5 protein-coding genes are annotated in these 6,844 nt (G+C 40.9%); 2 read left to right on the plus strand and 3 right to left on the minus strand.

Annotation, left to right across the window (positions count from 1 at the left end; translation table 11 throughout):
* On the minus strand, positions 1-1,856 hold a 1,856-nt coding region (pflB, locus tag PAN06_RS12445; protein ID WP_269796475.1), incomplete at its 3' end, for a formate C-acetyltransferase.
* A 237-nt stretch (positions 1,857-2,093) separates the two neighbouring features.
* Between pflB and dinB the strand changes: the two genes are divergently transcribed.
* Positions 2,094-3,155, plus strand: coding sequence for a DNA polymerase IV (dinB, locus tag PAN06_RS12450; protein ID WP_269796471.1), 1,062 nt, complete (start codon positions 2,094-2,096; stop codon positions 3,153-3,155).
* Between the two features lie 32 nt (positions 3,156-3,187).
* On the opposite strand, the gene PAN06_RS12455 is transcribed toward dinB, so the two are convergent.
* Positions 3,188-4,033, minus strand: coding sequence for an undecaprenyl-diphosphate phosphatase (locus PAN06_RS12455; RefSeq protein ID WP_269796472.1), 846 nt, complete (start codon positions 4,031-4,033; stop codon positions 3,188-3,190).
* Between the two features lie 60 nt (positions 4,034-4,093).
* Positions 4,094-5,983, minus strand: a complete 1,890-nt coding sequence (locus PAN06_RS12460; protein ID WP_269796473.1) for a DUF2207 domain-containing protein — start codon at positions 5,981-5,983, stop codon at positions 4,094-4,096.
* A gap of 138 nt (positions 5,984-6,121) precedes the next feature.
* On the opposite strand from PAN06_RS12460, the gene PAN06_RS12465 reads away from it, so the two are divergent.
* The coding region (locus PAN06_RS12465) for a transporter substrate-binding domain-containing protein (RefSeq protein WP_269796474.1) at positions 6,122-6,844 on the plus strand (723 nt) is incomplete at its 3' end.

Consider the following 6,844-nt stretch of genomic DNA (forward strand, 5'->3'; position numbering starts at 1 on the left):
CCAGTTTGTTTAGAGTAAGCAACGTTAGATGTGATTGTCAAAAGTGATACTGTAGCTTCAGCGTCTTTATAAAGTTTGTGGCTACGTAGACGAGTTGTGTAAGCTTCGATCAACCATTCTGCCAATTCGTTTGAACGTGGGTCATCTTCACCCCAACGTGGGTATTCACCGATTGTTTCGTAATCGTAGATGTAGCCATTTTCATCACGGATTGGTTTAACTGTAGCGTATTTGATAGCTGACAATGTGTCAACAGTGTTAGCAAATCCACAGATACCGAATCCCATGTTAGCGCGTTGTTTAGTTGGCAAGAAGGCCATTTGAACAGCTTCGTAGTTGTACTTATCAGTCATGTAGTGGATGATGTTCAAAGCATCTACGTAAGTGTCAGTCAACCAGTCAAGAGATTTTTCAAAGTTAGCTTTAACTGATTCAAATTCAAGAACTTCGTCACGGATTGGTTCGATGTCAAATACTTTGTAGTCTTTATGAACATCGTCGTAACCACCGTTCAAACCAGTAAGAAGGGCTTTCAATACGTTTACACGCGCACCGAAGTACTGGATGTTGTGGCGTTGCTCTTCATTTTCTGGGTCAAGTGGAGAGACACAGCATGAGATACAGCTCATTTCACCATATCCGTCTTTAGCCATTGTTGTTACACCTTCGTATTGGATAGAAGAGTGTTTGTGGCTCATGTGCATACAGTAGCGACGGAAGTTGTATGGCAATTTATCAGTCCAAAGAACTGTCAAGTTTGGTTCTGGAGAGTTACCGATGTTGTCAAGAGTATTCAAGAAACGGTAGTCCATCTTAGTAACACGGTGACGACCGTCGTTACCCATACCAGCCATAGAAGTTGTGATGAAAGTTGGGTCACCTGAGTACAATTGGTCGTAAGCTTTTGTACGAGCAAATTTAACTGTACGAAGTTTCATAACGAAATCATCAACGAATTCTTGGATTTCTGATTCAGTAAATGTACCACGAGCAAGGTCACGTTCTGCAAAGATGTCCAAAACGATTGGTACACGTCCTAGAGATGTAGCAGCACCGTTGATAACACGGCAGACAGACATGAAGGCGATGTTAACCCATTGAATAGCTTCTTTAACGTTCATAGCTGGTTTGCGAACATCAACTCCGTAAAGGTCACCCAAGCGAACAACTTGTTGCAATGCTTGGTATTGAAGGTTGATTTCTTCACGAAGACGGATTGTTTCTTCATCGATTTCTTCAATTGCGTTCCAGTCGTTTACTTTTTCTTGCATCAAGTAGTCTGCACCGTAAAGAGCAAGACGTGCGTAAACACCGATGATACGTCCGCGTGAGTATGCATCTGGAAGACCAGTTACAGTGTGAGCGTGACGAGCGCGACGGATGTTTGAAGTATAAGCGCGGAAGATACCGTCGTTAACTGTTGTTACGTATTTAGTGAAGATTTCGTGAACAGCTGGGTCTGGTTCGTATCCATTTTCTTTCAAAGTAGTTTCAGCCATACGGATACCACCTTTTGGCATGAAGTTCAATTTGAAGAGTTCATCGTTTTGGATACCGAAGATAACTTCGTTTTCTTTATCGATAAATCCTGCTGGGATATCAGCGATAGATGTTGGACGAGTGTCCATTGGGAAACGAGTTTCTTCGTAGTGTGCTTTAGTTTCTTCTACAATTTTTTTGATGTGAAGTGAACGTTCTGTTGGTCCTGAAAGGAAGCTTTCGTCTCCATCGTAAGGTGTGTAGTTAGCTTGTACGAAGCGTGATACACTTGCTTTTTCTTTCCAATCTACGCCTTTGAAGCCTTCCCAAGCTTTATCAAAAATATCTTGTGCTTCAACAACTGTCTTAACAACCATGTTAATGTCCTCTTTTTTCTTTCTAGTAACAGTCATCTGTTACATTCATGAGACAAGTATACCATACAGTAACCGATTTCAACAAGCGAAAAATCCCTGTTTTTACACTTTCTTTTCTAAAACAGTCTATATTTTGCCCCAAACTGTATTATATTTTTGAAAAAATAAAGTCCTTTTTTCTTTTTTTCAGAAAAAAGGGTATAATAAAAGAAAATAAGCAGTAAAAAGGTGCTAGGCATGTTGATTTTTCCTTTGTTAAATGATTTGTCAAGAAAAATCATCCATATTGACATGGATGCCTTTTTTGCTGCGGTGGAAATCAGAGATAATCCTAAACTCAGAGGAAAACCTGTCATTATCGGAAGCGACCCTCGGCAAACAGGTGGGCGTGGTGTCGTGTCCACTTGTAGCTATGAAGCTCGAGCTTTTGGTGTCCATTCAGCCATGAGTTCCAAGGAAGCCTATGAGCGTTGCCCCCAGGCCGTCTTTATCTCAGGGAATTATGAAAAATACAAGTCTGTGGGATTCCAGATTCGAACTATCTTTAAGCGCTATACAGATTTGATTGAACCCATGAGTATTGACGAAGCCTATTTGGATGTGACAGAAAATAAACTCGGCATCAAGTCAGCAGTCAAAATTGCTCGCCTCATTCAAAAAGATATCTGGCAAGAACTCCATCTAACTGCTTCCGCAGGCGTTTCCTACAACAAATTCTTAGCTAAAATGGCCAGTGATTATCAAAAGCCACATGGTCTGACAGTGATTCTACCTAACCAGGCTGAGGACTTTCTCAAACAAATGGATATTTCCAAGTTTCATGGAGTAGGAAAAAAGACGGTAGAACGGCTGCATCAAATGGGTGTTTTTACTGGCGCTGATCTACTTGAAGTTCCTGAAATGACCCTAATAGACCGTTTTGGAAGACTGGGCTATGACCTGTATCGAAAGGCTCGAGGTATCCACAATTCCCCAGTCAAATCCAATCGTATCCGTAAATCAATTGGCAAGGAGAAAACCTATGGAAAGATTCTCCATTCCGAGGAGGACATCAAAAAAGAGCTGGCTCTCCTATCAGAAAGAGTCGCTCTCAATCTACATCAACAAGAAAAAGCTGGAAAAATTGTCATTTTGAAAATCCGTTACGAGGACTTTTCAACTCTCACTAAACGAAAAAGTCTGGCTCAAAAAACACAGGACGCTAATCAGATAAGCCAAATAGCCCTGCAGCTCTATGAAGAATTAAGCGAGAAAGAAAGAGGTGTCCGCCTATTGGGGATTACCCTGACTGGATTTTAAAACCTTGAAGAGCTGCCCCTTCAAGGTTTTTCTTATACAAATAAACGGACAAAACTGTAAAGTAGCAAAACACTACCAAGCACGATGCGGTATTTACCGAAAAGGGTAAAGTCGTGTTTTTTCACATAGCTGGTCAAGAAACGAATAGCCACCATGCTGACTGCAAAAGCTACTCCCATCGCGACCAAGAGCAAAAACAATTGCCCAAAGTTCAAGAGCTGTCCTGCTTTCACAAATTTGAAAATCTTTAAGGCACTGGCTCCAAACATAACAGGAATCCCTAGATAGAAGGTAAATTCTGTCACAACAGAACGACTAGTTCCATTCAACAAACCACCGACAATCGTTGCTCCTGAACGGCTAGTCCCTGGTAAAAGAGCAAGAACTTGGAAGAGTCCGATATAGAAGGCTGTCGTATAAGGAAGCTTGTCCAACTCTGTTACAGTTGGTTCGATAGCACGATCTTTATTGCGCTTTTCCAAGTAGATAAAGGCAATCCCATAAATAATCAACATGAGAGCAACTGAAACCATATTATGGAAGTGAGTATCAAACCAATCATCAAACTTAAATACTGCAAGCAAAGGTAAAGTGGCAACCAAGACCTTCAACCACAGTCTCCAAGTCTTACGAACTTCCTGCTTGTCTTTACCCGGTTTAAAGGGATTGAGCTTATTAAAGTAAATCACCATAACCGCCAAAATCGCACCAAGCTGGATCACGACATTAAACATGGACATAAAAGATTCATTCTGATTTTGGTATTGGATAAACTCCTCTGCTAAAATCAAGTGACCTGTACTGGAAATCGGCAACCATTCCGTAATTCCTTCAACAATACCGAAGAAGATAGATTTTAAAATTTCAATAAGATACATAGATTACTCCTTTTTCTATCTTCCATTATAGCATATTTTTTTAGTCTGTGACAGTTCTCTTTAAAAGGCACCGATACTGCCACCGCCTCCACCTCCGGAGAAGCCACCGCCAGAACTTCCATTTCCAGAAGATACGGAATAGGTACTTGCTGTGTTTGCGATGCTGGCATAATGGCTCATTTGCGCGCTTGAATGATAAAACATACCGTGCCAGCCATAATCTACATAGAGATTGATATCTGGATTTCCCACTTTAATCTGATGAACCTTCATCAAATGGCTGACCTTGTCCGCATAGCCAAATAAGGTCGCATAGACCAAGAGGCGGTTCCAGACCACAATACTTTCCAATTCAGCCTGATCCAATCGTGCAATCTCACGCAACATATTTTCAAAACTGGTCCAGAGATAGTAGACTTCTGCCCCTGCTTCATTTAGGACACCATCACGGTTATCTAATCGAAGCTTCCAATAATAGAAAACAGCCAAAACCAAACCTAGAAAACCAAGTATTGGCAAGGGGATGTAAAGATAGCCATAAACATCCAAACTGTACAAGAACAAGCCAAATCCGATAAATAGGGGCAGGATAGTCAAAGCACCCATACCCACTTGCAAGGCCTTTTCCCCACCAGTTAAAGGACGGTAGTAATCCGGAAGCCCCCAGAAGGTAACTCTATTTCTCACTCCTTCTTGCATCTCTTTCAATACTTCTTCAAAAGAAGATTTGAGCTGACGCCCCTTTGCTTGAATCCGTTTTTCATCAGAGACTTTTGCTCTACGATAAAGGCTATCAGATACCTTGTAATACGCAAACAAATTGGAAAGAGTTTCTTCTTTTTTGCCTGAAAAAGCCAGATCTAGACAGTCTTTCTCAAAGCCTGACAAACCATCTTCTTTTACTAGCCTCAAACCAACTGCATCTCCTTCTGAAATAATAGAGACATTTCCACGGTCTATCACATCTAACAAGGTAGCTTGAATAAGTTGGTCAAAGGTGAATTTTCCAACTCCCTTGACCAAGGGACTCACTTCCTCCAAGGAGGTCGAGTAGACAGCCTCTGATAAAACCATAGGCTCTAATTCCATTGGTGGTTCATAGATACGATGATTTTTGACATATTTGACCGAAGGAGCGGTCTTTCTTCTATAAATAAAATAAAAGCAAATACTCAATAACAAGGAGATAGAAAGTAGCGAAGGGAAGACCCAAGTAACGAGTTGTTTACTTTGCTCTTTTTCTTTAACAATCGAGTCTTCTATCTTATTAAACTCTTCTAAACGATTCCCTTTCAATCCCTGATCCCTAGCGCTAGCAAAATCGGTCCGAGGCCAATAGGCATGTAACTCAACTCCACGTTTAGCCGGAAGATTGTCTAAACGGATGGTATAATCAAGGTTACTCTTTTCAACCGTTCCCTCTCTAAAAAGTTTCCCTGTATGGAAAAAGAGTTTTTCAGCCCCCTTGTCTCCCCTTACATGAAATTCAAACTTCCTAATAGCCCCTGAACTATCTGACAGAGGTTGCCAATTTAATTCAGCGATGTCATCATATAGAAAAAGCAAATTTTTTAAGTTCCAGACAAGGTCAACTTCAACTGTGTCGCCATCTTGACCTGGATTATAAACTTTAACAGTATAACCATCTGCTCCTTCTGTTACTTCGCTAGTAACATCTGCTAGTTCTGCACCGTTTTTCGCAGCCTGAACCTTCGGATGAGGGTCAATGTCAAATCCGCTAGGCATCTTGCCAGCACGTCCAAGTCCCACGATTTGGCCCTTAAAGTCCTCCTCAAACTGATAAACTATCTTTTGTCTAAATTCTGCCGTATTGTCTGCATGAATATACAAATCTCCTTGATAAGAGTTTATCTTGAAATCAATGGCAAAAACAGAGAGTGGAAGAAGGCAAAACAAGCCTAACACCAGTAAGAAAAAAGTTTTTTTCATCAACTAAGCCCCCTTTTTATCTTTGCTATCATTATATCATTTTTTCTCAAGTAAGGGCTTACCTATATTGAAAAATAGAGTTTTTTTCGATAAAATAGGAGACAGTTATTTTTTAATAGATTAGAAATAGGAGAAATCATGAGAAAAATATACTTATCTATTTTCACAAGTCTCTTGCTGATGCTGGGACTTGTCAATGTTGCTCAAGCTGATGAATATTTACGCATCGGTATGGAAGCGGCATATGCCCCCTTTAACTGGACTCAGGATGATGATAGCAATGGGGCTGTCAAAATCGATGGGACTAACCAGTATGCTAACGGATACGATGTTCAAATCGCCAAGAAAATCGCTAAGGACTTAGGTAAAGAACCTTTGGTTGTTAAAACAAAGTGGGAAGGCCTAGTTCCTGCCCTTACTTCTGGTAAGATCGACATGATTATCGCAGGTATGAGTCCAACTGCTGAACGCAAACAAGAAATTGCCTTTTCAAACAGTTACTACACTAGCGAACCAGTTTTGCTTGTCAAAAAAGATTCTGCCTACGCAAATGCTAAATCTTTGGATGACTTTAACGGTGCAAAAATCACTTCTCAACAAGGTGTCTACCTTTATGACTTGATTGCACAAATCCCAGGTGCTAAAAAAGAAACAGCCATGGGAGACTTCGCTCAAATGCGCCAAGCTCTTGAGGCTGGTGTCATCGATGCCTATGTTTCTGAACGCCCAGAAGCACTGACTGCCGAAGCTGCTAACTCTAAGTTTAAAATGGTTCAAGTAGAACCAGGTTTCAAAACGGGGGAAGAAGATACAGCTATTGCCATTGGACTTCGTAAAGATGACAACCGTATTAGCCAAATC

It is taken from the genome of Streptococcus sp. SM3, assembly GCF_027497875.1.